The 1376-nt window shown below is 49.4% G+C and carries 1 protein-coding gene; it reads right to left on the reverse strand.

Annotated features, from left to right (window positions below):
• Nucleotides 1-18: 18 nt before the first annotated feature.
• Nucleotides 19-1095, reverse strand: a complete 1077-nt coding sequence (locus ABLU50_RS16160; RefSeq protein ID WP_000227969.1) for an IS110 family transposase — start codon at nucleotides 1093-1095, stop codon at nucleotides 19-21.
• Nucleotides 1096-1376 lie beyond the last annotated feature (281 nt).

Below are 1376 nucleotides of genomic sequence, written 5' to 3' on the forward strand. Positions count from 1 at the left end.
TGGACGCCCTTCTAAGAGTCAAGCTGTTATCGGGATACTGTTGATCCGCCTGTTTTGATTGCGCAGTAACGTGTAAACTTCGCGGGAGATATATCGCTTTAGACAGCGTATCGCTTCCATTTTTGTATGTCCTTCGGCTACACGCCTGGCGACATATTCCTTTGTTTTTGCGTCAGTTCGTAAGCGTCCGATGGCGATGATGTGAAGTGCACTATTTGCAGCACGATCTCCACCACGATTAAGTCGGTAACGGTTCGTTTTTCCAGAAGAAACGGGGACCGGGCTGACACCACACAGTGCCGCAAATCCTGATTCTGATCTTAACCGTTGAGGATTGTCTCCGGCAGTGATCAGCAACTGTGAAGCGCTTTCGTATCCGATAGCATTACGTTTAATCAGCTCAGGTGCCAACTCGTCGACAATTGCCGCAATCATGACATCCAGATCAGCGATTTCGTCATGTAACTCGAGATAGCGTCGGGCAAGGGACTTTAATGAAATGCGATAAACGTTGGTTACATTGCGGTATTCACTGGCATCAGGTCTCCAGGAACCCAGGGTCCTGATGAGCTGCATGCGCGTCATATTTCTGAGCTGTTCACGTAATTCATCCGGGGCAGAGATAATATTTGAATGGATAATCTGGAGAGCGACTCTGCGGGCTGATATTGCTGTTTTTCGGCAAGTTTTTAATACCCGCAGGGACTCAATCATGCCATCACGCGTTTTGGGAGTAACTGTCCTGATGCCTGAGAATGCTGCATGAGCGGCACATTCAGCATCAATTGTGTCACTTTTACCCCGTTTGCGTCGCTCCATCCGGTCTGGAGCAGTCACCTCAAGAACTTCTAACCCGGCGTTCTGAAAATAACGAAGCAAACCGGAACCATAGGTACCTGTGCACTCAACACCAATTCGCTTTAATGTCCCAAACGAGGTCATCCATGCCAGCATCTGCCGGTAACCTTGTCGTGTTGTGGAGAAATACTGAGTCCCAAGGACTTTATTGTTCTGATCTACGACAGCGGCAACGTGCAAATCTTTATGTGTATCCACGCCACCCACAACGGCAGCTTCGGTAACTTTATCAACCATGACAGAGCTCCTGTGAGGAAACAGAGTTGAATCTCCAGACAGATAACCCGGACAGGACAGTAACGAGACAAGCCGTCAGGCCCTTCTTGAGTCACGCGCATCGGTGAGGAGATGCCTCGCATGAAGGCGCTTCCGGCAACCGACGGGTCCAGGGCAGGACACAAAAGGTCGATCGCTGTGTGAGTCAGGATGCGGGAAGGTCTTCACTGCATCAGTAATCACACCAATCTGGTTAAACGGCAAACTAAGTGGTGGTAAAGACTGACATCGGCATTATTACT

This window comes from Klebsiella sp. GG_Kp173 (genome assembly GCF_040062415.1).
Taxonomy (GTDB): Bacteria; Pseudomonadota; Gammaproteobacteria; order Enterobacterales; family Enterobacteriaceae; genus Klebsiella; species Klebsiella quasipneumoniae.

What these genes read in the sequence shown, in the direction of transcription:
- ABLU50_RS16160 (WP_000227969.1), bottom strand. Translation starts at nt 1,095, where the DNA reads ATGGTTGATAAAGTTACCGAAGCTGCCGTTGTGGGTGGCGTGGATACA.